Here is a 25,580-nt window from a genome sequence, read left to right on the forward strand (position 1 = left end):
CTTCAGCCGTCGCTGCCACCACCACTGTCGCCACCCCCGTGACCTCCTCCGGAATGGTGGTCGCCGCCATAATGCCCTCCGCCATCGCCGGATCCCAGGGAACCACCGACGAGCGGCACCATGAACTGACGGCTGGACGTGCGGTATTTGATGCCGAGGAAGATCGCGGCGACAATCGCCACCGGGATCAGCAGATAGAGCCATGCGTCCATATCGCCGCCTCCTTGTGTGGAGGCTGACTATCGCATGGTCGAAGGTGTTTGTGGACCCGAGCTAGGCGACTGGTTCATCGACGCGGATCGTCTTGCTTTGCCAAAGCAGGATCAGGCCGGCAAGGACGATAAGAGCAGCGCCGGCGATGGTGGCCGGGCCGGGAACCTCGTTGAAGGCGAGATAGCCGATGATGGCTGCCCCCACCAGTTCGAGGTAGACAAGTGGTGCCAGCACCGATGTTTCGGCAAGCCGGAAGGCGACGATCAGCATGAAATGACCGATCAGGGAAAAGATACCCACTCCGGCGAAAAAGATGAGGTCGCTCCAGGCAGGTGTGGACCAGGTGAACAGGGCCTGCGGCAACAGGATCAGCGCACCGAAGGCGCATTGGAAGGCCAGTGTCTTGAGCGGGTCGCTTTCCAGCGCGGCCTTTCGGGTGACGATCATGTAGAAGGCGAAACACAAGCCCGAGGCGAGCGCCAGCAGAATGCCGGGGTCAATCGTGCTGCCCGGCTGCAGGATTACCATGGCGCCGGCGAAACCAAGCACCAGGCTGATGCCCTTCACCGACGTCATGCGTTCCTTGAGGATGAGCACCGACAGCACCATGCCGATGATGGGCGCGATGAAATAGGCGCTGATGGCGGTGGCCAGCGGGATGAAGGTGATGGCGACGAAATAGAGTGTCATCGCCGTGACCAGCAGGATGGTGCGCAGCATGTGCGCGCCGAGGCGTTCAGAGGGGAACACGTGCCAGCCGTGGCGCGCAAAGGCGTAAGGCAGAACGACAATAGTGGCCACAGCATAGCGCGCCCAGCCGATGAAGAGCGGCGAATAGTCGGCACTCAGATATTTCGCCAGCCCGTCGACGATCTGGATGGCAAAGGCCACCGCGGCCATCAGCAGGATGCCTCGGGTCTGCGGGGATAGGCCGGCGGATGCGCTCATGCGCGGCTTCTAGCGCTAAGCCTCATGCCGTTACAGTCGAAGATATTGATCCAGACAGGCAGAATTCACTCCCTTCTTCGGCGTTGGTGAAGAAGGGAGTGTGACGTCGCCGGCCGATAGATCCTACCAGCGCGTCTGGCCGAGCAGCTTCTCGCCCAGCGGCGTCAGGCTTGCAGTCCTGGCGTTGTGTTTTTCCCATTCACGCGGGTCGCCCGGGAAGGCGTCACGCTGCGGATGGTCGAGTTCCCGCCACAGCCGGAGGCGTTCCTGGCGCTCCGCCTCGTCGTCCCATTCTGCCGGATGCATGGAGATATACTGCGCCATGCGCACGCGGTTGTCGGAATGGTTGGGCCGCACGCCATGGGCAAGCAGCGAGTTGAAGATCATCAGGTCGCCGGCTTCCATCTCGATGTTGACGGTTGCCTGACCGGTCATGTCGGGATGCATCGGGTCTCGATCGGCGGGCTGGGTCTTCTCCCAGGCCTCGAAATCGGAGAACAGCTTCGGCACGCATTGGAAGCCGCCGACATCGCCGTCCTGCTTCTGCAGGCTGAGCACCCCTTGCACACCGATCGGCATCGGGCGCATCGAGGTGTCGACATCCCAATGGATGAAGCCGTTCGGGTTGCCCTTCACCTTTTTCGGCGGGTTGAGGTTGGCGCGGTCGATGGTCACCCACAGGTCTTCGCGATCCCAGATGTCGACGAAGGCGTCGTAGATGCGCCGCTCCATGCGATTGTCCCAGAGATACTGGTGATTGTAGATCTCCAGCATGCCGGTGTTGTTGAGCTCCTTCATCTTGTGCTCGCGTCGTTGCGGCGCATACCAGGTGGAAGGATCCGTCGGGTCCTTCTCATCGAAGCGCCACAGGAGATCCACCAGCCGTTTGACGTTCTCGGCAGGCACAGCCTGGCGCACGATGACGTAGCCATTGGTGATCCAGTGCTGCCAGTCGTCTTCGGACAGCACGCGCAACGGCAGCGTCTTCTCGATGTCCTTCAACTGGGTCGACATCTTCGTGGTTGGGTGATGGTCTTTCACGGCTGCTGCTTGCATGGCTCTCTCCCTGGCTGGCGCACCCAATGGTGGGGCATGAGCGGAAGAATAAAGAAGCAGGGGAAGTCGTGTTGTCCTGCACCAGCAATTTATGGTACTATTCTGGCGTTTTGAAACAAGGCAGCGCCGTATGAAGCCCTATCTCGAGCGGGTGCCAGCCAGTCTCGACGCTTCCTGGAGCATGCTGAACCGGCGGCTCGACGACGGCATTCCGTTCCAGTGGCATCATCATCCGGAACTCGAGCTGACCTTGACGCTGAACTCGCGCGGGCACCGTTTCATCGGCGATCACGTCGGTACTTTCGATGGGATCGACCTGGTCCTGGTTGGCTCCAACCTGCCGCACACATGGTCGTCCTCGGAAAAACTCGATCCGTCCTTGCCGCATATCGCGCTGGTGGTGTGGTTCAAACAGGATTGGATCGAAGCGATCACCCGTTCATCGGTCGAACTGGGCGCCGTCGGCGCGCTTGTTGCCAAAGCTGGCACCGGTCTGCGTTTCTCGACCGAAGCGGCCGTTGCGCTCGCCGATGACTTCAAGCGGCTGTTCGAGCTACCCGCGCCGCAGCGGCTGCTCGCCATGCTCGCCATCCTCGACAGGCTCGCGGGTGATGCCGAAATCGAACCGCTTTCCAGCGAGGCCCTGGTGCCGATGGAGCGCGAGGTCGGTGCTGAGCGGATCGACCGGGTGCTGACCCACATCCATCAATCCTATACCCAGGAGATTCGGCTGGAGGAGCTTGCCGGCATCGCCGCGCTCAGCGTTTCCGGAACACACAGGCTGTTTTGCCGGCATATGCGCGCGACGATTTCCGACTACATCATCCGGCTGCGCATCGGCGATGCCTGCGCACGTCTGTCGGGGACGAGCCAGCCGATCCAGCATATCGCAGGCGCCGTCGGCTATGGTTCGCTGGCGAACTTCAACCGGCATTTCCGCCGTCTGCGTGGCATGTCGCCTCGTGACTACCGAGCGCGGTTCAGGTTGCAATAGATCGAACTGAGGTCTTCCCCGCGACTTCACAGTTTCGTCGCTGCGCGAGGACCGCGGCGGTCAGTCACACCCGGCTGAGCAGCGCGGCGTTGAGCGCATCCATATCCTTCTCGGCTGGCTGGACTTCCAACGACAGCACCGGCAATTGCTGGCGCAGATGGTCGTGATGCGTCCGTACGCCATATTCGAGGTCGGACATATAGAAGCCGGCAAAGGCCTCCGACAGCATGGATTCGTTCGACCAGACCGAAAGCTGCACGTCCTCGGCCATGGTGTCGCGGTCGATGCGGAAAGCAAGATAGCGAGCGGCAGCCTGCTCGCGGCTCTCGTCGGCGTAGCGGTAGATGGCACCGCGCAGCAGCGTCTCGCCGGTCGACAGCGGGAACTCCTGATAGAATTGAACCGATTCCGGCGTTACCGCGATGACGGCGTTGGGAAACAGACCATAATAGATCCAGGCCTTCTTCTGCGTCTCGGGAAGATGGTCCGGCTGCGGTGCAATCCGTACATAGTTCTTGACGCTCCAGCGGCGACCGGCGTGCGGATTGTAGGTTGCGAAGGAGCGCGAGACGCCATTGATGAAAGGCTCGTCGTAGTAGGTAGAGCCATAGAGGTCCTGCAGGGCGGGATGCGCCATCGCGACGTGATAGCCTTCATTGTCGACATCGCGCACCGATTTCCAGTTGACCGGGCTCTTCTGGGTCCAGATGCCCCAGGACGGCACCATCTCGGCGGCACGGTAGGGCGCGAACTCCGCCTCGATCGGCTTCAGCAAGTCGGCTATGGCCGGTTGTGGTCCGCCATCGCGGAAACGGATGAAGATGAAGCCCATCCAGATCTCCAGGTCGAGCGGCTTCAGGCCGAATTCGGTCTTGTCCAGCTCCGGGAAGGAGCGGGGACGGGCGGCACCACGCAACGTGCCGTCGAGATTGTAGACCCAGCCATGGAAAGGGCAGACCAGCGCATTGGCGCAATGGCCCTGATTGTCGGCGACCACGCGGCTGCCGCGATGCCGGCAGAGATTGTGGAAGCCGCGCACGAGGCCGTCCTTGCCGCGCACGATCAACGCACGCTCCCCGACCACGTCCATGGTCAGATAATCGCCTGGATTGGGTACGTCGGAGATGTGGCCGGCGATCTGCCAATGGGTGCGGAACAGATGCTCCTTCTCCAGTTCCAGCAGCGCGTCGGAATGGTAGGCCCAGCCTGGCAAGCCACTGCGGTCCCAATCGTTGGGGATCGCCACATCGCGAAAATGTGGGTTCATATTGAGTGCTTTCTTATTGAATAATCATTCAATAAAAGCATATTTGTTATTGAAATGCAATGGTTTGCGGATTTCACGCTTTCGCATATGCGAAGGCATCCCGTCCCTGGATCGGGAATTTTCCCGTCTTTCCCGACACTTAGTCGCCGTCCGGCACTGGCTGCCTAGCGCGCGAAAAGGGCATGGAAATCATACGTGCCTCACCAAGTCGAATTGCCAGCTCGATCGCACTCGACATGGCATGCAAAGACATGCCCGAAGGCCGGTCCGGCCTTCGGAACGCGTTGTAGCAAGCGACAATGACGGCGCTGGTTATCCAGCCTTGGCAGGCGACTTCGGTTTCGCCGCCTTCTTGGCGGCGGGTTTGGCCTCGGCAACCTTCGCCGCTGGCTTTGCAGTCTTGGCCGGAGCCTTCGCCGTGGCTGCTGCCTTGGCGGGTGCAGCTGTCCTGGTTGGCGCCTTTGCCGGTTTCGCCGCAGCCTTCGGCTTGGCGGGGGCTGCTGCCTTGGTGGGTTTTACGGCAGCAGCACGGGCTGGCTTTTTGCCCTTGCTCTCTTCGATCTCGATCTCGCCGGCGGCCTGATGCCAGTGGCGTTCGTGGGCGCCGTGCGGCCTGCCCTCACGTTCCCAGATTTCGTGGGCGCGCTGCCGGATGCGTTCTTGCCTGTCGTCTGCCATGGACATCTCTCCTGATGTTCGACGCATACCCGCGCGACGCAGCGAACCATGCGCAGCCGCAGGTTGAACGTCCGCATATTTCCGCAAGGTGACGACGGTGGCAAGTGCATGGATTGGGCGTGTTTCCGTGAAGCGGAGGACGCTCGGGTCACGAGGTTCTCGGCTGCCCCTCAACCTCAACGAAAACCCTGGCCGAGGCCAGGGTTTTGCGCGCTTTGATGTGAGATGATCTAGCTGTTTTTCTTCGTGATCAGCGTCAGGGTGCCGTCCTGGCCCATGCTCGTTGCCACGACCTGCGCCGATGTCGAACCCTTGGCCTTCAAGGCGGCCTTGGCTTCGGGGACGGCATCGATATTGCTGCGCAACTGTTTCAGGCTGTCGTCGGTGCCTTGTGCGACCACCTGTTCGACTTCCTTCTGCGTCGCCTGGGGCAATTCGCTGACATCGACCACATTGATGCGCTGGATCTTCGGTGCTTCGCTTGGAGCCGCCGCCGGCGGATTGGCCGGTGTTTGTGGCGTAGGCGATGATTGAGCATTCGCAGCCACGGCGCCGACGAAAGTAATACTGGCCGCAAGCAATAAAGCCTTGTGCATGGGTTTCCCTTTCCGGTTGGCCCCCGCTGGCCAGCCAGAAGAATACGACAATGAGTCCTGAAGCCGCCGCTCACCGGGTTATTTCGTGACCAATTGGTGTCCGCAATGTGCGGGCTGTTTCAAATCGCCACGGCGACGGAACATGTATAAAATTTGCGTGTTAAGGAGCGCCGCCATCAAAAAAGCGTTCGAGGCATTTTATTCCGGTTTACCAATCGGCTTCACCAAACGGCAGGCGAAAGCGGCTAAACCGTGCCTAGACGAGTTCACTCCCAGACATTCCTTGATGATCAACACTGCTTCCCACGAGACACGCACTACAGCCTCCACTGCCATGATGCAGGCTTTCGGCGAAAGCCGGCCTGCAGAGGCATGGTCTTTCCGCGCGATGCGCTCACGTCTGATGAAGCGGGATCAGCGTCTCTATCCCAAACTCTCGTTCAGCATCGGCCTGGCCATCCTGTGTGCGGCGGTGCTGGCCGCCATGATCCTGTCGCGTGCCTGGAATGATTTTGCGGAAGCAAGGCAGGATCATTACGATATCCAGTATTTCCGCCAGATACTCGATACCGCGAATTTCATTTCAGCCGAGCGAGGCCCGGCCAATGATGTGATGTCGGATCCAAGCGATGCTGCGTGGAAACGGCTCGCCGATTTCCGCGCCCGCAGCGACACCGGGCTCGCCAGTCTGGCTACAGCGCGGGATGTGCCGGTCCTGCTTCACGACCATCCTATTCCGTCCGAGCTGCTCGAAGCGGTGACCAAAAGCCTCTCCATCGCCAGGATCAAGGTCGATCACGCCGCTACCGTCCAGGGCGGCAAGGCCAAGCTTGATGCCATGCAAGAGGCTATCGAGGCGATGTTCGGCGTATCGGATCACTTTCGTGCCGTGGTGGCGTGGCGCGCGAACGAATTGATCGGCCACGGCAGTGGCCTGTCGGAGCCCGTACTTGTCGGCCAGATGCTGGCGGATCTGCGCGAGTATGGCGGTCGGATAGCCTCGGAGGTGATTGCGCCGTTGGCGTCGCGCCAGCGCATCCCGCTGGAAAACATCATCGAAGCGCGCCGGGATCAGGGGCGCATCCATCAGATATGGAACATGCTGCGCGGCCAGACCGTTCTCAATGCGATGCCGGAGCTTGCGCATAACCAGGCCGCCATCGACACGCTTTTCTTTGGGGTCGGCATGAGCATGGTCGATGCCATCATCAAACAAGGCAAGGATACCAGCGACTATCCGATCACTGCGGTCGAATTGACCAGAGCCTTTGTGCCGACCATGAAGTCGGTGGAGGATTATCGCACGGCTTTTCTCGATGAAACCGTGTCGAGGGTCGCTGCCGGGCGCGACGCCGCGCTGAGGCTACTGGCCATCGTCGCACTGGCGACCACGATCGTGCTCAGCGTGCTGATCGGCGTACTCCTGTCGGTGCGACGCGATGTTTTTCGCCCCTTGCTGCAGGCGCGGGAGGAAGTGATCGGACTGGCAGAGGACCGTCCGCTGGCGGTAAGGTCCGATCCTGGCGGTGCGGGCGAAATGGCGCGTCTGTTCGATGCAATCGACGTGCTTCAGGATCGCATGCGCGAACGCGCCTCCCTTACCAGCGAGCTGCGGCTGCAAGCCGAAACAGACGGCCTGACTGGCGCGTTGAACCGGCGCATGCTCGACTACATTGCCCAAAACGGAGGGGAAGGACTGCCGACAGGTGATGCGCTGGCTCTGATCATGATCGACATAGATCATTTCAAGAGCATCAACGACACCCATGGCCATCTCGCCGGCGACCGCGTGTTGATCGAAACGGCCAGGCTTCTGCAGCGTGAGGCGCCAATCGATTGTGTCGTCGCCCGTTTCGGCGGCGAAGAATTCGCCTTGCTGCTTTCCCGTGCCGACCTCGATCAGGCCGGACGTCTGGCTGAAACGATCCGGACCAAATTGCAGAACCACCGCTTCATACTCTCGGATGGCCAGCACATCACCATCACGGCCAGCTTTGGCGTTGCTTGCGGCCGGCGAGGCCCGCGCGACTGGCGCCATCTGGTGGAGCGAGCGGACAAGGCGCTCTACCGGGCGAAGTCGGATGGTCGCAATCGTGTGTCCGTGGCTCCGACCATCATCGCACGCCGACCCGGAGGCAAGGATAGCCAGCGGCTTCGGGCCTGAGGTCGGCTACAGGTCCCAGGGCGTACGCTGCCGCGACCATTCCGCCCAGAAAAATGCTGCTTCGCCCAGCACTTCCTCGCGGGTCAGTCCCGCGTCGCGCAGCAATCGGTCGTCTCGCCGGGCCAGCAGCAAGGTGAGCATCGGGCCGATCGACGGCCGACGTGCAGCCACCAGCGGCTGGCCGGTCCGCTCGCTGCTGCTGAACCAGGCAGTGGTGATGGCCATCTGGATGGGCACTCCGGAAGTTTCGAGATCGACGCTAGCGCTCGGGTTTGACATTTGACAAACGAATATCGATGATGCCTGTCATCATCGATTGGAATGCCTCAGCATGAACATCCAGCTAGACAGTGATCTGCTGCGCAGCTTCGTTGCCATCGCGGATTTGGAAAACTTCACACGCGCGGCAGCCACGCTCGGGCGAACCCAATCCTCAATCAGCATGCAGATGAAGCGTCTCGAGGAGCATGTCGGCGTCCGGCTTTTCGAGCGCGGCCCGCGCGGTGTCACGCTGACCCGCAGAGGCAACGAATTGCTCGTGAAAGCGCGACGGATCGTCGACCTGCTCGATGAAACGGCTGCTTCACTCAGCGCGCCGGAGCTCGAAGGCCGTGTCCGCATCGGCATACCCGAGGAGTACGGAGCGTCGATCCTGTCGCGCACGCTGCGGGACTTCGGCAAGGCGCATTCCAATGTGGAGATCATCGTTCAGCATGCCTGGTCCGCCGTTCAGAAGGCGGCGCTCGAACGAGGCGACCTGGACCTTGCCGTGGTCTTCGAATGGGAAAGTGCCCCGCTTGGGGAAGTGCTAATGGTCGACCCGACCGTGTGGACGACATCCGAAGTCCATGGGATGCACGAGGAGCTGCCGATGCCAATCGCATTGTACGAAAGCTCCAGCTGGTGCAGGGAGTTCGCTATCCGATCGTTGGAAGGCAGTGGCCGCGCCTACCGCGTTGTCTATCGCAGCGACACCAGTGGCGGGCTAAAGCTGGCGGTGTCATCCGGCCTTGCCATTGCCCCGCTTTCCCGCAGCAACATTCCGCCAGGCTGCCGCGAGCTCACGGCGGCCGATGGCTTCGGTGATATCGATGCGTCCACCGTGGTCATGTATCGGCGCAAGAATGCGACAGGCAAGGCCGTCACGGCCATGGCGGAGGCGATCCGCGAAGCCTTCAGGAGACACACAATGGTCGGCGGGCGATGATCCCGCGACATTTTTTCGAGGCCGATCGCCGTTTTCAGTGTGTGGGTCTTTCGATGCTGCGTCCCCTCCAGGTCTCCCACAGGCTTGCCGCCAGCATGACGATGGTGGTCAGCCAGCCCATGGTCAAAAGGTCGACGCTGAAGGATAGGGGGAACAGCACCGCAAGCGCGACGATGGCGGCAATATGGGAAACCGGGACCGTGCCATACACCACCTTCTTGTAGATGGCGCTGCCAAGCAGGTAGATCGCCGGTCCGCCGCACAATGTCAGGGCATAGGCCATTTTCAAGCCGTCATGCGGATGCGCAAGCACAAGATCGTTGCCGACGGCCGTGGCGATGATGCCGCCGATCAGCACGGCATGGATATAGTGGAAATAGGCGCCGAGCCGGCCGGGGTCGTCGGAACGGGTGATGGTTTCGGTGGCATCCTTGCTCGATGTGCCGAAATACAGCCACCACATCGCCAGCGTGCCGAGGAAGGTGGCGAGCAGGGCCGACAGCACGGCAGGCTCCCATACTTCCGCGCGGCCCAGCGTTGCGCCGGTAGCGAGCAACGTTTCGCCAAGCGCTACGATGACGAACAGCTGGCAGCGTTCCGCCAGATGTCCGCCCTCGATGGTCCAGTCGCTCGTCCTGGAACGACCGAATCCGGGGAGCGCAAAACCGAACATCGGCGACAGATATTCGCAGGCGATCGCAACGGCCCATAGTGCCGCGCGGGTCCAGTGTTCGGCGAGAGCACCGCCGATCCAGAACACCGCCGCGATCAAAAGCCAGCCCAGCATGCGCCGGTAATTGGCGGAAAGCGGGTGGTTCGGTCCCAGCTCCCAGACCACGTAGGCCGTACGGCCGACCTGTATCGCGACATAGGCCAGTGCAAAGACCAGTCCGCGATCGCCGAAAGCCCCGGGGATGGCCGAGGCCATGATAAGAGCCGCCAGCATCACGCCGAACAGCGTGCCGCGAATGCGGGGTGTTTCAGGATCGAACCAGTTGGTGAACCAGCACGTGTACTGCCAGCCGAGCCAGACCGCGAACCACAGGATCAAGGTTTCGACGACACCGGTCGGGGTCAGATTGGTCAACAGCTCGTGGCTGAGCTGGGTGACCGCAAACACATAGACCAGATCGAAGAACAGTTCCTCGAACGTGACGCGGGCGTGATGGCCGTCACGCCGCCGCAGCAGAGGGTGATGCCCGGTCATCTTGCTCGCTTCAACAGTCATCCCGCGTTCCCCTCGAAAAAGACAACGTCAAATTGAACACCGACGCGAGCTGACCGCAATCGTTGCAGGCGGGGTTCTTCACAGGCTTCGCGAAGATCCCCGCCGATCGTGGTCGCAGGAGTGCCTGCCTACTTGGTGGTGTAGCCACCATTGACCAGGATGGTCTGCCCCGTCATCCACCAGCCTTCGGAGACCAGCATGCGGATCCACGGCACGATGTCTTGGATGTCGGTGAGACCGGTCCTGGAGAAGTTCGACAGTGCCGCGGCTGTCTTGTGGTAGGCGACCGCATCGGCACCTTCGGCCGGATAGAAAAAGGGTGTGTCCATCGGGCCCGGTCCGATCGCCGTCACCGAGATGCCACGCTCGCCGAGCTCCCTGGAGGCTGCACGCGTGAAGTGTTCCACGGGTGCCTTGGTGCCGGCATAGCTGGAGTAGAAGGGCGTGAAGGCGCCGAGCAGCGAGGTCACCAGGGGTGCAGATCTTGCCGTTGTCATTGATGGTCCTGCCTGCCTCCTTAAGGAAGAAGAAGGCCGTCTTGGCGTTCACCGCGCTCATCTCGTCATATTCGGCCTCCGAAATCTCGACCATCGGCTTCTTCAGCACCTTGCCGACGGTGTTGATGGCGATGTCGGGCCGACCGACCGCGGCAACCGCATCCGCAAAGAGCTTTTCGATGGCACCGGCCGTGGTGAGGTCCGCCTGGAGTGCCACCGCCCTGGCGCCGGCAGCTTCCACCGCGGCAAGCGTTGCATCGGCAGCGGCCTTGGTGGCTGCGCTGTTGTAGTGGATGACAACGGCCCTGGCGCCGTGTGCCGCGAGATCGCGGGCGATCAGCCCTCCGAGGTTCTTTGCGCCTCCGGCGATGAGAACGGTTTTGCCCTTGATGCTGTGATCGGTCATGACGTGGCCTCCTTTGCTTCCTGTCTTTGCGGCGATCACGACAACATGTATCGTCCGAAACCGGCGTATAAAGCTGGCGTTACTGACATCACTTGTCAGAAATGAATACCAATGAGGGTGCCTGGATTTGGATCGGATAGACCTGTTCCGCGTCTTTGCGCGTGTTGTTGAATGCTCCAGTTTCACCCGCGCGGCGGCGACACTGGGAATGCCGCGCTCATCCGTCTCGGCGGCGGTCATCGAGCTGGAAGACCGTGTCGGCGTCCGGTTGCTGCACCGGACGACACGACATGTTTCACCCACCCAGGACGGCGCCGCCTTTTATGATCGCTGCCTGCGCCTGGTCGCCGATGTCGAGGAAATGGAAACCTTGTTCAGGCAAGCCGGATCGGCGCCTTCCGGCCGGTTGAAGGTCGATGTGCCAAGCCGCATCGGGCGCCTGATCATCGCCCCGGCTCTGCCGGGTTTCCTGGAAAAATACCCTAAGATCGATGTCGACCTCGGTGCTACCGATCGTGCCGTCAACCTCATCGAGGACAGTGTCGATTGCGTCCTGCGGGTCGGTCCTTTGGCGGATTCGGGCCTTATAGCGCGTTCGATCGGACAGTTGCCTCTCATCAACGTTGCCAGTCCCGCCTATCTCGAACGCCATGGCACGCCGGCGGTGCCAGATGATCTGAAGGATCATCTGGCGGTCAACTATGCGTCTCCTTCGAGTGGCCGTATCGACGATTGGGAATGGCTGGAGAATGGCATCTTGCGGTCTCTCCCGATGCGTGGCCGCGTCACCGCCAACAGCGCGGAGGCTTGCATCGCCTGTTGTCTTGCCGGGCTGGGCCTGATCCAGATCCCAGCCTATGACGTCCGCTCGCATCTTGAGGCCGGCGAACTCGTCGAGGTGTTGCCGGGCTTTCGAGCGGAGCCGATGGCGATGACGATCCTCTATCCAACCAGACAGCATCTGTCCCGTCGGCTACATATCTTTGCCGACTGGCTGGAGGGGTTGTTGAGGGACGCCGTCAGATAGCGTCGCATCGCTCGACGCAAGCCTGAATTCCCGCGCCCCTTTCCAGCTATCTGATGCCTTGTGGCTGGAGACCAGCAGGATACGATCCTGAAGATGAGTGCTCAAACGCTCGACAATGCGGCGAGCCTGCAGCGTGTCCAGATGCTCACCGGGTTCGTCGAGCAGGATCAGGGGAAGCGGGCTCAGCAGTGCACGGGCGAGGTTGAGCCGATGCGCTTCGCCGAGTGAAAGCCTGTCCTGGGTGATCCAGCCTTCCAGCCCGCCGGTGAGCCGCACACGTTCGCCAAGCTCGACGGTGTCGAGTGCCGCCCAGCATTCAGCGTCGGTCGCGCCCGGTGCGAACAGGTTCTCGCGTACCGAATCCGAAAGCACCGCGGCGTCGTGCAGCCCAAGAAAAGTGAGCTGCCTGCGCGAGGGCGGCGAAAGCATGCTGCCGTCGCCAAGCAGCTTGCCATCGCCATCGGCGTCCAGCCATCCGGCAACCTGTTTCAACAGGGATGTCTTGCCGGCGCCGCTTGGCCCGGAAAGCACCGTCGGATGTCCGGCTTCCAGGATGAAATCCACTGTATCGCCGAGCGGCCTGCCGTCTGGTGCACAGCGTGTCAGAGCCTCGATTTCCAGTCGACCCAAACGGAAAGGCTTTTCGTCGCCGGCGCGCACATCGTCGTGCGACGTGCCTGCGGACCACGCTTTCAACGTTCTTGAGGCGGCTTCCTCCTTGACCCGGGCAAGCAGGATGCGTGAGGCGCCTTGCATGGCCTCGCCCACCGCAAGCCATGCGAAGGCGACAAATGCAGCTGGAAGCAGGGCTTCACCGCGCAGCCCGTCCAGCCATGCAGTTGCCAGCACGACCACGCCGCAGGCGGGGCCGAGCAAGCCAACAAGCGTATCGGCGACAGCCATCCTCTGTCGTGAGCGGAGCAAATGTGCATCAGCGCTTGAAAGGGCGGCGAACGATGCGCTCAATGTCTTCGACCAGACGTGCTCCGCCTGCAACGGGACAACCGCGCCAAGGCCGGCGCCGAGCCGGCGGCCTGCCGCACGCCTGCGAAGGCGGGCGGAATGCCAATCCCTTGCCAGGCTCGGTAGAAGCCAGCGCGCGCGGGCGGCGACGCCAAGCAGAATTGGCAAGATGGCAGCCAAAGCCATCGGGGCGACAAAGAACGTGACCGCCGCAGCAAATACAAGACCCGCGGCCGTTGCCAGCAGCGGTAACCCGACCCTGAGCCTGGCTAAATCCATGTTCTCGACATCGTCGATGAAATCCGCAAGCCTGTCCTGGTCGCCAAGCTGCCAACCTGCGCCGCGCACCTTTGGCGCGGCAGCCATCGCCGAGAACAACGCCGCGCGGCGCGATACCTGGTCAAGCAGGGCTGCCTTGTGGCCGACGAGACGCTCGCCATATTTGGCGGCCGTGCGGGCCATGGCGAACATCCGGATCAAAGCGGCAGGGATGTGGAAATTGAAGGTGTAGGCGGCTCCACCGGCCCCGGCCAGGGCAACGGAACCCAGAAACCATACCGAAACACCGGTCAGCAGGATGCCGGCGAACAACGCCACCAGCGCAAGCAGCGCAGCCAGGCGCCACCAGAAAACCGAGCCGTGCGAGGCGCCGCTTTCTTTCCTGGTCTCTGGCGACATGGAGAGGCTCATAGTGCGACCTCCGGGTGAACGGGCCGCTGCCGGTCGAGATCGACAATCAGCGTCGCCAGCACCTTCAACTCCGGGTCATGGGTTGCCACCACCACCAGCCTTTCGCGAGCGCGGTCGGCCAGAGCTGCCCTGACACGTGCGGCGTTGGCGGCATCGAGCTTGGCGGTCGGTTCGTCGGCAAAGATCGGGCGATCGGATATCAGGGCGCGCGCAACGCCGATCCTGAGGCGCTGGCCGCCGGACAGGTTCTCGCCGCCTGCCCTTATCCGCGCATTCAATCCTCCCGGCAACAGGGTGTCGTCCAGCAGACCGACACGTTCCGCCGCAGACGACAGCCCTGCCGGGTCGCGATCCGCCCGGTGCCAGGAAAGCGCATCCGCGAGCGTACCGGTGGGCACCGCAACGTCCGCCGAGATCCAGGCGACGCCATCCGTGAAAACTGGATGCGGCTCCGTGGACTCTGCCGCGGTGGGTGCTTCAACGCCCGCAAGCCGGCGCAACAATGTCGATTTCCCTGACCCGCTTTCGCCGACGATGGCGACGAGACCCCTTCGTGGCAGGTGCAGGTCACTCTCGGAGCGATCGCGGGCGGTCGTCCGTTCAGGAGCGGCCGGCTCAGCCAGGAAACCATCCAATTCCACTGCTGCTGCATTGCCCTCAGCCTTGGCGTGATACTGCTCCGCATAGCGGCGGAAGGGAGCGAAGAATTCCGGCGCCAGCATGAGGATGAACAGGCTCTGCCACAGCTGCATGCCAGAGAAGCCGGGAATCTCGGCGAGCTTGAGATGTCCCAGGCCGAGGAAGACGGCGAGGATGGCGATTGAAAGCGATGAGAAGAAATCGATGACGCCTGCGTTGAGGAAAGCCACTCTCAGCATGCTCATGGTGCTGTCCGCATAAGCCGTCATCCTGGCCTCCAGCTTCCGGCGTTCGCGATCCACGCCATGCGTGGAGAGAATGGTCGGCAAGGTGCGGATGCGGTCGTCGAACTGAGTCGCCAACTGTCCGAAAGCGTGTTCCTGATTTTGTGCCTTGGCATGGATCGCGCCGCCGAGCAGGACGAAGAACGCGATCATGACAGGCGTGGCAAAAAGCAGCGCCAATGCCGCCTGCCAGGAAACTGCGACGATTGCACACACCACCAGAACCGGAACGATGCCCAGCATGAGAGCTGCGGCGCGGTGGCCGACGACAAGTGCCGCCAGCGCTTCCGGATAGCGCTGGAGACCGGCAATCAACGCGCCTGCGGGCAAGGCCTGTATCGTGCGGGCCGGCATCGCGGCGAGCTTTTCCCGGACAGTTTCGCGCAGGCCCTCGGCCACGGAAAACTCCGACACGGCCTGCTGCCGATCGGCGAAAAACCCGGCCAGTGCAGCGAGAAACAGCGCGGCAAGGCCAATGATGACCGCAAGGGTCGAAATGGTTGCGACCTCGATCATGACGCCGGCAAAGATGGCGAGCGCACCGGCGAAAACCAGGCGTAGCGCTGTGCGCGAGACCTGCAGCAGAAGCGTGCCGCGCAGTCCGCCAGCCGCAAGCGACTGAGCCCTCGCGAGCATGCCGGATGCCATATCGGGAAATATCTGTTTCGGGGCTGGGCTCATCTGCCTTGCTGCGATCTGCGTGGTGTTCACCCGGACTTGCGTCGAAGAGGCACAAGGCAGGCTATTGTAATCATCATTCTATGCTCGTCTTATAGTGAGCGTCGTGACGCCTATAGGGGACGCCAGATGACCGATCCGCTACTCGTCGAATTGTCGCGCCTGCAGTTTGCGCTGACCGCGATGTATCACTTCCTGTTCGTGCCGCTGACCCTCGGTCTCTCCATCATGATCGCGATGATGGAGACGGTCTACGTCATGACCAAGCGCACCATCTGGCGCGACATGACCAAGTTCTGGGGCGTGCTGTTCGGCATCAACTTCGCGCTCGGTGTCGCGACTGGCATCACCATGGAGTTCCAGTTCGGAATGAACTGGGCCTTCTATTCGCATTATGTCGGCGATGTCTTCGGCGCGCCGCTGGCCATCGAAGGCCTGATGGCCTTTTTCCTGGAAGCCACTTTCGTCGGGCTGTTCTTCTTCGGCTGGGAAAAGCTGTCTGCCCGCGCGCATCTTGCCGTCACCTGGCTGGTCGCGCTTGCCACCAACTTCTCGGCGTTGTGGATCCTGATCGCCAATGCCTGGATGCAGAACCCTGTCGGGGCTGCCTTCAACCCCGACACGATGCGCATGGAAGTCACCGACTTCCTCGCCGTTCTGTTCAATCCGGTCGCGCAGGCCAAATTCGTCCATACGGTTTCGGCCGGTTATGTCTGCGGCGCGACCTTCGTGCTTGGCATCTCGGCCTTCTACATGCTGCGCGGCCGGCATATCGAGCTGGCCAAGCGGTCCTTCGTCATTGCCGCCGCCTTCGGTACCGCGTCGGCGCTTTCCGTGATCGTGCTCGGCGACGAGAGCGGCTATGAGATCACCGACAACCAGAAGATGAAGCTGGCTGCCATGGAGGCGATGTGGGAAACCGAGCCCGCGCCGGCTTCCTTCACTGCGATCGGCATTCCCGACATGCAGGACAAGACCACGCATTTCGCGATCCGGATTCCGTGGGTGATGGGACTGATCGGCACGCGTTCGATCGACAAGCAGATTCCCGGCATATTCGAACTGGTGGAACGCGCGGAAAAGCGCATCCGGGACGGCATTCCCGCCTATGATGCGCTGGAGCAACTGAAGGCGGACCACGGCAATGCCGCTGCTCGCGCACGCTTCGACGCAACCAGTGCGGATCTCGGCTATGCGCTGCTTCTGAAGCGCTATGTCGCCGATCCGCGCCAGGCGACGGAGGAGCAGATCAAGCAGGCGGCGTGGGATACGGTGCCCACCGTTCCCGCGATCTTCTTCACGTTCCGCATCATGGTGGCGTGTGGTTTCCTGCTGCTCGCCGTGTTCCTGACTTCCCTGTGGTACACGATGCGTGAGACCCCGGCGCCGCGCTGGCTGTTCCGCATGGCCCTCTTCGCGATGCCGTTACCCTGGATCGCGGTCGAGGTCGGCTGGTTCGTGTCCGAATTCGGTCGCCAGCCCTGGGTCATCGAAGGGGTGCTGCCGACCTTCCTTGCAACCTCCCAGCTCGGCATCAGCGATCTCATCATCACCATACTCGGCTTCACGCTGGCCTACGGCACACTGGCCGTCATCGAAGTCCGGCTGATGCTGGCCGCCATCGCCAAGGGGCCGGCAACCGAGCATGCCGAGACCTCGCGCAGCGCCACACTTGCTCCCGCGGAATAGGCACCTGGATCAAGGAACACGGACATGATCGAGTTTCTTTTCGACTACACCACGCTTCGCCTGATCTGGTGGGTTTTGCTGGGTATCCTGCTGATCGGCTTTGCCGTGACGGACGGTTTCGACATGGGGGTAGGCACCTTGCTTCCTTTCGTTGCCAAGACCGACATCGAGCGCCGCGTCGCCATCAACACCGTCGGCCCGGTCTGGGAGGGCAACCAGGTGTGGTTCATCCTCGGCGGCGGTTCGATCTTCGCCGCCTGGCCGGCGCTTTATGCGGTGAGCTTCTCCGGCTTCTACCTGGCGATGTTCCTGGTCCTGTTCGCCCTGATCCTGCGGCCGGTCGGTTTCAAATACCGTTCCAAGCGCGACAGCCAGCGCTGGCGCAACAACTGGGATTGGGCGCTGTTCATCGGCGGCGCGGTGCCGGCCCTGATCTTCGGCGTGGCGATCGGCAATGTCCTGCAGGGTGTGCCTTTCCATTTCACCGATGATCTGCGCCCGATCTATGAAGGCAACCTTTTTGGCCTGCTCAACCCGCTGGCAATCTTCTGCGGACTGGTGTCAGTGGCGATGCTGGTCATGCATGGCGCCGCATGGCTCGCCTTCAAGGCCGACGGAGTGGTTGGCGAGCGCGCCGCATCAATCGGCCCGAAGGCTGCGCTGCTGGCCGCGGTGCTGTTCGCGCTGGGCGGCGTTTTCATCTCGCTGGGCTGGTTCGGTGGCTATGAGGTGACGAGCCCGATCGTGTGGGACGGACCGTCCAATCCGCTGCGCAAGACGGTTGCCGAAAATGCCGGCGCATGGCTGCACAATTTCCAGAACATGCCGCTGCTGTGGCTGGCGCCGTTGCTCGGCGTGCTGCTGCCGCTGGTAGTCGCGGCAGGTTTCCGCGCACGCAAGGCCGGCCTGACTTTCCTCGCCTCACAGCTTTCGATCGTCTGCATCATCGCCACGGTCGGGTTGGCGATGTTCCCGATCATCCTGCCCTCGAGCACCAATCCCGATCATTCTCTGACGGTGTTCGATGCCTCGTCCAGCCGGGCGACACTGCGCAACATGCTGTTCGCCACCGCGATCTTCCTGCCGCTCATCCTGATCTACACCGCCTGGGTCTACAGGGTGCTGTGGGGCAAGGTGAGCGAGAAGGACGTCCGCGAAGCGGATCACGCTTATTGAGGAGCAACGGTCATGTGGTATTTCGCCTGGATACTCGGCCTCGGCCTCGCTGCCACCGTCGGCATTCTCAATGCGCTGTGGTACGAACTGCGCGTCCTGCGCGACCAGCCGCAGGACCTGACGCAGAAGCAGCCCACGCCCTAGGTGGTTGCGCGATTGACAGAGACTATCGAGCGCTGGTCAGTTCGGTAGCTCCAGATTGATCAGCAGCACCGTATGCAGAAGTCAGATAGCAGACTGCCAATCGCAACGCATGCGGTCCCGGTGTTGCGATAACCAACAATATCATCGCGCGAAAATACGAAGTCCTCGGCGTCGAGAGGCGGCCAGTCGAGCCATCGGTGCTCGATCACTATGTCGCAATCTGGCAAAAGGGCAGGGTGTTTTCCGACATGCTGGACATCGCGCTTCAGGCCATACTGTCGGCATTTTCGCGATGACTGCAGCCATGCGGTGACTGCGTCGCCACCGAGGCGACGTCTTGCCAGGTCCAGGCAGCAGTACAAGAATTGCGCGCTGCACGGGAAGGCGACATGTCCGCAAACAATCTGTCCCGCAATCTGCGCCTGCTGTGTGACCGTCACGGCTCGATTGCCGAGGTGTGCCGGCGGATCGACATAAACCGCCAGCAGTTCAATCGCTACCTCAGCGGTGAAACCCGGCCGTCCGGATCGATCCTTCGCAGGATTGCCGACTTCTTTCGCGTCCCGGGAGCAGATCTTGATCTCGACGCCTCGCTATTCGCCAGGCGACACGACCGGCAGCAAGGCGCAAAGGTTGCTCCTCTGGGCTTCGGCTCCGCTGGCGAGGCGGGGCAGCTCGACCGCTATTGCCGCTACTACCACACCTATTTTCGCTGGACCAATCACCACAAGGCGATCGTGAAGGGGTTTGCCAGGATCTACCGGGATGGCGACGTCATGCGCAGCAAGGTTCTTGATCGCTACATCCAGAAAGATGAACCGATCCTCAGGAAGCCCGTCTACTACTACAAGATGAATGGACTGGTCAGCCTGGCGGGTGGTTTCCTGTACATCCTGGACAACCACAAGGGCCTGAACGAGTCCTACACGATGACCTGTCTGTATCCGAGCTATACCGATCAGGTCAGCATCCTCACAGGCATGATGATCGGCGTGTCGAGCTATCTCGACAGGCGTCCCTTTGCGTCGAACCTTGCCTATGTGGCCGTGGACCACAACGCATCGCTGATCGATGCCGTCAGGCAGTGTGGTGTCTATCCCGAAGACTCCGAACATATCCCGAAGGTTATCAGGCACCTCGTGCAGAACCGCATCAAAAGCGATCTCGGTGTGCTGATCGCCCGTGGCCTTTCCTAGAGCATTTTGTAGCCAAGCGGGATGACTTGGCGTTACAGAAATGCGGCGAAAACAAAAGCCTGGAGCGGTTCCGCGAAAAACGGAAACGCTCCAGGCTACAATGGTTGCCAGACGGCAGATCTGCGCGCTCCTGCCAGCCAGGTTTCTGATCCGACAAGCCAGCCAAGTTGCGTTGACGGTCAAACCGCCTCTGCATCCCGATCGGGAATGCGGTAACCGGTTTCCAATCAGCGGCAGACTCGGCATTCGCCAGCTGACGCTACCGCATTCGCTGACTGACGCCGGCAGCGCTCCAAAGCGAGAAGCCATGCAGCGAAATCCTGCGAAATTGACGCTCATGCGGCTCCCCTGAATAGTTTGCGCCGCAAGCTTCGGAACGGCGCTTGCCAGCCTGTGGAGCGCAGTTTGAGGGCCTCATCGTCGCAAGTCCGGGATGAGGACTTGGGACTGCGGACCAGCGCATGGCTGGCTGCCGGGGGCGACGGCTGCCCCGAGAGAAAGCGTCTGTCCGGAGCTTGAAGGAACCAATGACAAATGGAGGGAACATGAACCTGCGGTCACTGTTGCATATTGTCTCTGCGATCGTCGCCTCAACCGTGTTGACGACGGCATTTTGCGCGACCGCGCAAGCCGAAGATACCATCGCCGTGGAACAGCTGCTTGGCACCGCGCAGCCTGGAGGACTTGTCCCGAACACCGCATTTCTGCCCAGTGCCGCAGCCGGGCCGGCCAAGCACGACTTCACCGGTGCGCTGCAGCTCGAAGAAATCACCATGGGCACATCGCCGGCGAGCTTCAGAGCTCCCAAGGTCATGGGTAAGGATCCAAAGGTGTTCCCTGCCGTGAACCTGTCCTTCTTTGTGCAGAATGGCGATCTTGTCCCGGTTGACAGGGATGTCATCCGGCTCGGGTCGACCCCGGCGGGCAGCAGCTACTGGGACGTCATCGTCCAGCCCGGCCGCGTCTGGTCGGAGCCAGGTGACGGAAAATGGTCGCGGGCTTCATTCCCGTTTTCCCTGGTCCATTCGATCGAAGGCGAAACCCACAACGGGATCGCGACCTTCCTCTTCAACGGCAAGGAGGTTTCGAAACTCCGCTTCCAGATCGTGCAGCAAACGGCACCCTACTACATAGAAGACTATTTCACGGCGTGGGGTCTGGCGACCGCGCACTATGCGCCCGGCGACATCGCGCAGCTTGCAAGCCTGAAGAGCGACTACAGCCGCGAGGTTGCCGATCGGTTCCCTGTCGCGGACTGGTCGCAGCTGGAGACCAGGGTTGGCAAGGACAGGCTGGCAGATTTCGAAAGCGCCATGGTGCAGGAGGAGGTGCTGGTCAGCGGGATTGTCGTTGATGGCACCTTGTACCGCAAGCCCTGCAAGAGCGCGGCGGGTCCGTTGCCATATTGCGATACCACCGGCTTCGGTGTCTGGTCGGCCACCAAGACGCTGGCGAGCGGTGTTGCCTTGCTCCGGCTCGCGCAGAAATATGGCCCGGAAGTCTTTGCGGCCAAGGTCGTGGACTACGTCAAAATCCCGGCAGCGCACCAAGGCTGGCGCGATGTCACGTTTGCAAATCTGCTCAACATGGCAAGCGGGGTGGGCTTTGGCACCGACAAGCGCAATCCCAACGCCGCCCATGATGGATATCTCGAAGGCAATTACCCCGAATGGTATGAGGCCAAGAGTGTCGACGACAAGGTGAAGGCGCTGGCCAAGACCCCCGATTTCCCATGGGGTCCCGGGGAAGTGATGCGCTATCGCGATCAGGACCTTTTCCTGCTGGGCGTCGCGATGCAGTCGTATCTCAAAAGCAAGGATGGCAAGGGCGATCTATGGGCGATGCTGGAAGACGAGGTCTATCGGCCGATCGGCATCCACCATGCACCCACAAACCGCACGATCGAGCAGGATGGCAGCAAGGGTCAGCCGATGATGGCCTATGGCTACTATCCCACCCTTGGCGACATCGCCAAGATTGCTGATCTCTACCAGAACGGCGGGCGGTTTGGCGCCGAGCAGATCCTCTATGCGCCCATGGTCGAGAAGATGCTGGCCGGAAAGGAAGATCGGGGTTTGCCGACCGGCGACAGCAATGCCTTTGGCGCACAACGTTACTTCATGGCGCTCTGGAACGATCGTTACGACGCTTCCCCGGATTGCAAGCTGTACATACCTGCGGCGCTCGGCTGGGGCGGCAACATCGTTGCCTTGATGCCCAACGGCATGGTTGGCATCCGGCTGTCAAAGAACTGGGTCCGCAACGATGCAGTCAGCGACTACACGGGCATGGCGAACGTCGCCAATCGCCTGAAGCCGTTCTGCGGATAACCGTGGATTCCGATTGCAGACGGCTTGAGACTTCCGATCTCCTTGCAGGAGAACGCCGGCCGTCGACGCGGCCGGCGCCTGCTCTCTCGATTTTCTCCACCAATTCTCCAAGGTGGCCAGATTTTAACCACGCATTTTCTTGCGACTACCTGAGCCGGTTCTTTTGGAGTACGCAACGTAAGCCCTGACTAACCGGGGCAGATGGCCAGGGATCATCGCCCCTGGTTCAAAGTGCAGGCCAGGAGATTTTTCTTGTGGCATCTTTCGATCGCATACCTCCGCTCCAGGCTCCCCGTGCGCTTCCGGATCGGCCTTCCTGAAAGCAATGTCGTGGCCGGACGCGGTGCCGGAACGACCGCGGGTTCATCCCGGTCGCTGCCGATGGCCCCGGTGCGGGCCGGCATCCTCGCCGATCAGCTTGCTGACCTGAAAGCAGGGCTTTTCATCTCGATGCCGATCGGCATCGTGCTTGCAGCCGTGATCCTGGTCGAACAGATCCGCTCGGAGGGAGGTCTCCTGGCTTCCTTCTGGTTCGCGGCGAGCGTTGCGGTCAGCGGCGGACGCATTGCGCTCGCCCTCGGACGGTCGGACGCAAACGGAGGTGACGAGAACACTGTCCGTGCCGCGCTCGTGCGGTATGGACTGCTGGCCTTGCTGTCGGGGATCATCTGGACGCTGCCTGCCGTGCTCACGCATGGCTACACCAACCCGCACTGGCCGCTCTATCTGATCGTGCTGGCCGGCGCCTGCGCCGGATCCGTGACCTATGGTGCCGCCTACGCGCCGGCCTCCCTCAATTTCATGGTTCCGCCGCTCGTGGTGGCTGCGGGCTGCCTTGTGGCCAAAGGCGACACTGACAGCTACATCCTGGCATTCACGGTGATCCTGTTCCTCGGCGGGATGGTGAGGAGCGCCTTCATCGGTCAGTCGCGGTTCTGCGAGACGAGCCGCCTCAAACATGAAGCCAAGGCGTTCGCCGCCGAGATGCAACGGACTTCCAGGCTCGACCCGCTGACCAATCTGCTCAATCGAAGCGGATTGGAGCAGGCAGTCGGCCGGCTTGGACCGGAGGACGGTCCGTTCGTGGTCATGCTGATCGATCTGGATGGCTTCAAGTCGGTCAACGACACCTATGGCCACAGTGTTGGCGATGACCTGCTGGTGAATGTTTCGGCTACAATCGAAAGCCATGCCCCGGAAGGAGCGACAATCGCGCGTATCGGCGGCGACGAATTCGTCCTGCTTTTTTCAGCCGAAGGGCGAATTCAGACCGAGGTGTTCGCAGGCTCGATCATATCCGCAATCGCAAGCCAGGTTTCCACTTTGAATTCGGTGCGTATCGGCGCTTCGATCGGCATCTACGCGTCGGACAAACCAAATCTCACAGAAATGCTGCTTCGCGCAGACTTCGCGCTCTATGCCGCCAAACGCAGCGGCAGGAACGAATACTGCTTTTTCGACCAAGAGCTTGAGGAGGCGCTCGAGCGCAAGCATTGCATTGAACGCGATCTGCGCTCGGCCATCGAGGCGGGTGCCGTGTGCTCCTGGTTCCAGCCTGTCGTGCGGCTGGACACGAATGCGACGGTCGGTTTCGAGGCCCTCCTGCGCTGGCAGCATCCGCTGCACGGCTTCCTTTCCCCTCCCGCGGTGGTGAACGCGGCTCGCGAAACCGGTCTGCAGTCCCTGCTGACGGAGACGGTCCTGCTCAACTGCTGCTCTATGATTGAAGAGCTGATCAGGAGTGGTCGCGGTCACATGCGCGTCGCGATGAACCTGTCGCCGCGAGAACTGGAAGCGGGCAATGTCGATGACATGATCCTTGGGACGCTCGCTGCGAAGAACATCCCGGCAGCAATGCTCGAAATCGAGATCACGGAGGAAGCCCCGATCGATCGCGGCAGGGTGGACAGGAAACTCGAACGCCTGGCCGACGCGGGCATATCGATTGTGCTCGATGATTTCGGGACCGGATTTTCGACACTCCTGTCGCTGAAGGACAGCCGTATCCGCAAGATCAAGATCGACCAGAACTTCGTGCGCAATCTCTCCAAGTCCGCCGAGGATCAGGCTCTTGTCAAAGCCGTCATCGATCTTGGGCAGGCACTCGAGATCGACGTGATGGCTGAAGGCGTGGAGACCGATGAAGACCGGTTGATCCTCGTGTCCCTCGGTTGCCTGATTGCGCAGGGCTACCTTTTCTCGGCCGCCGTGCCGATGGACAAGGCCCTGGGCTTCACCCCTGAGCCCGATCGCGTGTTGCGGCTGCCACTGTTCACCAGCTGACCAATCGCGGCAGCTTCACACCTCTTGAAGCCGCATAAGCAAAATTTCCGATAATGTATAGTTCACCGCCAAAACTGCAAAGCAGGAGGCGAAGCTCGGCGGGTATTGTTTCTCGAGCAATCGCGCGCCGGCCCAAACTCAGTTTCCCGGTCTTCTTGCCGGGCAACAGAATTCAGGAGGCGCTTCCTGCAAGGCAACAAGATGACCAAGCAGACAACGGACGAAGATCACCTGGTCGTATTCTTCCTGATGCCTGAGTTCACCATGCTGGCCTTCACCTCGGCGATCGAGACGCTGCGTCTGGCAAACAGAGCGCTCGGCAGATCGGGATATCGCTGGCGGGTTGCCTCGACAGGTGGTGAAGGCGTCACAGCAAGCTGCGGCCTCTCCATCGCAGCCCAGTCGTCGATCGCCGAAGAGCGGCTGGCGCTTGGTCATCCCGACCGCGCCGACCTGGTGATCGTCTGTTCGGGCCAGAATGTCTCACGGTACTACGACAGGTCAGCGGGTGCATGGCTGCGGGAGTGCAGGCAGAGGGGTGTCGTCGTTGGCGGCGTCTGCACCGGTGCATACACGCTCGCAAAAGCCGGACTTCTCGACCACAAACGCTGCACCATCCATTGGGAGAACTACCCGCAGTTCAGCGAGGTGTTCCCGCAGGCACTGGCCAACACAAGCGTCTATGAGATCGACGGAGGCATCTACACTTGCGCCGGCGGCACCGCCACCTTCGATATGATGCTGGACGTCGTGCGCAAGGACTATGGTGACGATACAGCTTCGGCGGTGTGTGCTCAGGCCCTGATAGACCGGGTGCGGTTGCCTTCGGAGCCGCAACGGGCGCCACTCTCCGTACGCCTCAAACAATGCACGACCAGTCTGCTCAGGGCGGTTTCGCGTATGGAGAAAGCCCTGGATCAGCCGGTTGCCATAACTGCCATCGCGAGGGACCTGAACATGTCGCGCCGGCAGCTCGAGAGGCTGTTCAGGACGGAGCTGGGATCGTCCCCGGCGCAGTACTACACGAAGATGCGCATCGAACGCGCCAGGCTCCTGCTCAAACAATCTCCGATGCCGATCGTGGAAGTAGCCATAGCAAGCGGATTCACGTCCGCGTCGCATTTTTCGAAAGTCTACAAGCGTGCATTTGGCTGCTCGCCGTTGCGGACGCGGGAGCAGAACAGCGAGGCGCTTGTCGCTGCGGCCTGATCGGCCCGTCAGCTTGCA

General features: G+C 61.4%; 21 protein-coding genes and 1 pseudogene. 11 read left to right on the top strand and 11 right to left on the bottom strand.

From position 1 onward, the window contains the following. Nucleotides 1-2: 2 nt before the first annotated feature. The 3 genes from ACFJIU_RS29190 to ACFJIU_RS29200 all read right to left on the bottom strand — a co-directional run bounded on the left by ACFJIU_RS29190 (nt 3) and on the right by ACFJIU_RS29200 (nt 2,217). Complete coding sequence (locus tag ACFJIU_RS29190) at nt 3-212, bottom strand: hypothetical protein (protein ID WP_379065891.1); 210 nt, start codon at nt 210-212, stop codon at nt 3-5. A gap of 61 nt (nt 213-273) precedes the next feature. Next, complete coding sequence (locus ACFJIU_RS29195) at nt 274-1,161, bottom strand: DMT family transporter (protein WP_379065892.1); 888 nt, start codon at nt 1,159-1,161, stop codon at nt 274-276. Nucleotides 1,162-1,284: 123 nt separating this feature from the next. Beyond that, nucleotides 1,285-2,217, bottom strand: a complete 933-nt coding sequence (locus tag ACFJIU_RS29200; RefSeq protein ID WP_379065894.1) for a phytanoyl-CoA dioxygenase family protein — start codon at nt 2,215-2,217, stop codon at nt 1,285-1,287. Between the two features lie 130 nt (nt 2,218-2,347). On the opposite strand from ACFJIU_RS29200, the gene ACFJIU_RS29205 reads away from it, so the two are divergent. After that, complete coding sequence (locus ACFJIU_RS29205; protein WP_379065896.1) at nt 2,348-3,211, top strand: helix-turn-helix domain-containing protein; 864 nt, start codon at nt 2,348-2,350, stop codon at nt 3,209-3,211. 64 nt (nt 3,212-3,275) lie between these two features. Here the strand turns inward: ACFJIU_RS29205 and ACFJIU_RS29210 are convergent, their stop codons facing one another. From ACFJIU_RS29210 to ACFJIU_RS29220, 3 genes are all read right to left on the bottom strand, one after another. Beyond that, a complete protein-coding gene (locus ACFJIU_RS29210) occupies nt 3,276-4,478 on the bottom strand; it encodes an SRPBCC family protein (protein WP_379065897.1) in 1,203 nt (400 codons plus the stop codon). A 312-nt stretch (nt 4,479-4,790) separates the two neighbouring features. Then, on the bottom strand, nt 4,791-5,156 hold the full coding sequence (locus ACFJIU_RS29215) for a DUF2934 domain-containing protein (protein WP_379065899.1): 366 nt from the start codon (nt 5,154-5,156) through the stop codon (nt 4,791-4,793). Between the two features lie 230 nt (nt 5,157-5,386). Then, complete coding sequence (locus ACFJIU_RS29220; protein WP_379065901.1) at nt 5,387-5,803, bottom strand: hypothetical protein; 417 nt, start codon at nt 5,801-5,803, stop codon at nt 5,387-5,389. 235 nt (nt 5,804-6,038) lie between these two features. Here ACFJIU_RS29220 and ACFJIU_RS29225 point away from each other — a divergent pair, with 235 nt between their 5' ends. Next, nucleotides 6,039-7,916: a diguanylate cyclase gene (locus tag ACFJIU_RS29225; protein ID WP_379065903.1), complete on the top strand. Its 1,878-nt coding sequence runs from the start codon at nt 6,039-6,041 to the stop codon at nt 7,914-7,916. 6 nt (nt 7,917-7,922) lie between these two features. On the opposite strand, the gene ACFJIU_RS29230 is transcribed toward ACFJIU_RS29225, so the two are convergent. Continuing rightward, the gene (locus ACFJIU_RS29230; protein WP_379065904.1) at nt 7,923-8,153 is read right to left on the bottom strand and encodes a hypothetical protein; all 231 of its coding nucleotides are present in this window, start codon (nt 8,151-8,153) and stop codon (nt 7,923-7,925) included. 94 nt (nt 8,154-8,247) lie between these two features. Between ACFJIU_RS29230 and ACFJIU_RS29235 the strand changes: the two genes are divergently transcribed. Beyond that, complete coding sequence (locus tag ACFJIU_RS29235) at nt 8,248-9,123, top strand: LysR family transcriptional regulator (protein ID WP_379065906.1); 876 nt, start codon at nt 8,248-8,250, stop codon at nt 9,121-9,123. 34 nt (nt 9,124-9,157) lie between these two features. Here the strand turns inward: ACFJIU_RS29235 and ACFJIU_RS29240 are convergent, their stop codons facing one another. Both ACFJIU_RS29240 and ACFJIU_RS29245 read right to left on the bottom strand, forming a co-directional pair. Further along, nucleotides 9,158-10,351: a low temperature requirement protein A gene (locus tag ACFJIU_RS29240; RefSeq protein ID WP_379065908.1), complete on the bottom strand. Its 1,194-nt coding sequence runs from the start codon at nt 10,349-10,351 to the stop codon at nt 9,158-9,160. A 128-nt stretch (nt 10,352-10,479) separates the two neighbouring features. After that, nucleotides 10,480-11,254 (bottom strand): annotated as a pseudogene (locus tag ACFJIU_RS29245) (SDR family oxidoreductase). A gap of 127 nt (nt 11,255-11,381) precedes the next feature. Here ACFJIU_RS29245 and ACFJIU_RS29250 point away from each other — a divergent pair. After that, nucleotides 11,382-12,281, top strand: coding sequence for a LysR family transcriptional regulator (locus ACFJIU_RS29250; RefSeq protein WP_379065910.1), 900 nt, complete (start codon nt 11,382-11,384; stop codon nt 12,279-12,281). On the opposite strand, the gene ACFJIU_RS29255 is transcribed toward ACFJIU_RS29250, so the two are convergent. Beyond that, complete coding sequence (locus ACFJIU_RS29255; protein WP_379065912.1) at nt 12,228-13,934, bottom strand: ATP-binding cassette domain-containing protein; 1,707 nt, start codon at nt 13,932-13,934, stop codon at nt 12,228-12,230. The two genes, ACFJIU_RS29250 and ACFJIU_RS29255, sit on opposite strands and share 54 nt — an antisense overlap. Continuing rightward, complete coding sequence (locus tag ACFJIU_RS29260) at nt 13,931-15,493, bottom strand: ATP-binding cassette domain-containing protein (protein WP_379065914.1); 1,563 nt, start codon at nt 15,491-15,493, stop codon at nt 13,931-13,933. Before ACFJIU_RS29260 ends, ACFJIU_RS29255 begins: the two co-directional genes overlap by 4 nt. Nucleotides 15,494-15,664: 171 nt before the next feature. Here ACFJIU_RS29260 and ACFJIU_RS29265 point away from each other — a divergent pair, with 171 nt between their 5' ends. From ACFJIU_RS29265 to ACFJIU_RS29295, 7 genes are all read left to right on the top strand, one after another. Further along, complete coding sequence (locus ACFJIU_RS29265; RefSeq protein WP_379065916.1) at nt 15,665-17,224, top strand: cytochrome ubiquinol oxidase subunit I; 1,560 nt, start codon at nt 15,665-15,667, stop codon at nt 17,222-17,224. 24 nt (nt 17,225-17,248) lie between these two features. After that, nucleotides 17,249-18,400 carry a cytochrome d ubiquinol oxidase subunit II gene (gene cydB, locus ACFJIU_RS29270; protein WP_379065918.1) on the top strand — a complete coding sequence of 384 codons (1,152 nt, stop codon included), beginning with the start codon at nt 17,249-17,251 and terminating at the stop codon, nt 18,398-18,400. A 12-nt stretch (nt 18,401-18,412) separates the two neighbouring features. Beyond that, the gene (gene cydX, locus ACFJIU_RS29275; RefSeq protein WP_129412790.1) at nt 18,413-18,544 is read left to right on the top strand and encodes a cytochrome bd-I oxidase subunit CydX; all 132 of its coding nucleotides are present in this window, start codon (nt 18,413-18,415) and stop codon (nt 18,542-18,544) included. A 389-nt stretch (nt 18,545-18,933) separates the two neighbouring features. Further along, nucleotides 18,934-19,740 carry a helix-turn-helix domain-containing protein gene (locus ACFJIU_RS29280; protein WP_379065920.1) on the top strand — a complete coding sequence of 269 codons (807 nt, stop codon included), beginning with the start codon at nt 18,934-18,936 and terminating at the stop codon, nt 19,738-19,740. Between the two features lie 545 nt (nt 19,741-20,285). Continuing rightward, nucleotides 20,286-22,070 carry a serine hydrolase gene (locus tag ACFJIU_RS29285; RefSeq protein ID WP_379065922.1) on the top strand — a complete coding sequence of 595 codons (1,785 nt, stop codon included), beginning with the start codon at nt 20,286-20,288 and terminating at the stop codon, nt 22,068-22,070. Nucleotides 22,071-22,322: 252 nt separating this feature from the next. After that, a complete protein-coding gene (locus ACFJIU_RS29290) occupies nt 22,323-24,353 on the top strand; it encodes a putative bifunctional diguanylate cyclase/phosphodiesterase (RefSeq protein WP_379065924.1) in 2,031 nt (676 codons plus the stop codon). A gap of 201 nt (nt 24,354-24,554) precedes the next feature. Beyond that, a complete protein-coding gene (locus ACFJIU_RS29295; protein WP_379065926.1) occupies nt 24,555-25,562 on the top strand; it encodes a GlxA family transcriptional regulator in 1,008 nt (335 codons plus the stop codon). Nucleotides 25,563-25,580: the final 18 nt, after the last annotated feature.

It is taken from the genome of Mesorhizobium sp. UC74_2 (assembly GCF_042701485.1).
GTDB lineage: Bacteria > Pseudomonadota > Alphaproteobacteria > Rhizobiales > Rhizobiaceae > Mesorhizobium.